Below are 1,049 nucleotides of genomic sequence, written 5' to 3' on the forward strand. Positions count from 1 at the left end.
CCCCCCCCCCCCCCCCCGCCCCGCGCGCGCCCCCCCCCCCCCCCGCCGCCCCCGCCGCCGCGCCCCCCCCCCCCGCCGCGGGGGGGGGGGCCCCCGGTGAACCTGAACGGCGAGCAGCAGGGGGTGTCCCATGCGTCGGGTGGTACTGGAACGTTTTCCGGCCGGGAGTCCGCGGGGCAGCTGGCCCGCGGAGGAGTACGCGGCCCAGCGGATGCGCGAGGGCGTGCCGGCGGAGGTGGTGATGGACCTGGCCAGTGACGCGTTCCTGGTCGTGGTCCGACAGCGGGAGGTGCGTTCCGGCCACTGAGCGGCACCGGGAAGGTCCGGTCACCGCACGCCCCTTGGCCTCGTGGGCCGCCGGCCGCACACTGACCCGATGACGCAGCGTGTGGACCTGGCGACGGTGATGGACCGGCTGGCGGTCGACGAGGTGGTCTCGGAGTACGCGGCCGCCGTCGACGACGGTGACTGGGCGGCCTACCGCGCCCTGTTCACCCCCGCCGGCCGGGCCGACTACAGCTCGGCGGGCGGGGTCGAGGGACCGGCCGGGGAGGTGGCCGACTGGCTCGCGGAGACCATGCGGCTGTTCCCGGTGCGCCAGCACCTCGTCGTCAACCGGCGGATCCTGCTGGAGGACCGGGACGGCTCCCCCGGGGACGGCGCGCGGGTCCTGGCCGACTTCCTGAACCCGATGCGCCTGGCGGGCGACGGCGACCGGGGCACCGCCCCCAACTTCGTCGCCGCCGGGCGCTACACCTTCACGCTCGCCCGCACCGCCGAGGGCTGGCGGCTGACCGGGGTGACCGTGCACGAGAAGTGGCGCCACATGCGGGCCTGAACGGCGGCCCGGAGCGTGCGGGCGCGGCCCGCCGGATGCGGTCCCACACTGGAGGCGGAGGCACGTCATGGTCACGGAGCTGAGCGGGGTGAACCGACTGAACGGGCTGAACGGGCTGAACGGGCTGAACGGGCTGAGCAGGCGCCGCGGGCGCGGCGGCCGGAGCCGCCCGGGCCGCAGCGGCGGGCCGGGCCGGCGGGCCCGGTGGTGG

At 77.5% G+C, this 1,049-nt stretch carries 2 protein-coding genes; both read left to right on the plus strand.

Translation table 11 applies throughout. From position 1 onward, the window contains the following. Nucleotides 1-130: 130 nt before the first annotated feature. Nucleotides 131-307, plus strand: a complete 177-nt coding sequence (locus WDV06_RS36925; protein ID WP_395514166.1) for a hypothetical protein — start codon at nt 131-133, stop codon at nt 305-307. A 69-nt stretch (nt 308-376) separates the two neighbouring features. Then, the gene (locus WDV06_RS36930) at nt 377-838 is read left to right on the plus strand and encodes a nuclear transport factor 2 family protein (protein ID WP_395514167.1); all 462 of its coding nucleotides are present in this window, start codon (nt 377-379) and stop codon (nt 836-838) included. Nucleotides 839-1,049 lie beyond the last annotated feature (211 nt).

Source organism: Streptomyces racemochromogenes (genome assembly GCF_044129415.1).
GTDB lineage: Bacteria > Actinomycetota > Actinomycetes > Streptomycetales > Streptomycetaceae > Streptomyces > Streptomyces racemochromogenes_A.

Bases quoted from the DNA above. Each gene is read 5' to 3' on its own strand.
- WDV06_RS36930 (WP_395514167.1), top strand. From the start codon at position 377: ATGACGCAGCGTGTGGACCTGGCGACGGTGATGGACCGGCTGGCGGTC.
- WDV06_RS36925 (WP_395514166.1), top strand. From the start codon at position 131: ATGCGTCGGGTGGTACTGGAACGTTTTCCGGCCGGGAGTCCGCGGGGC.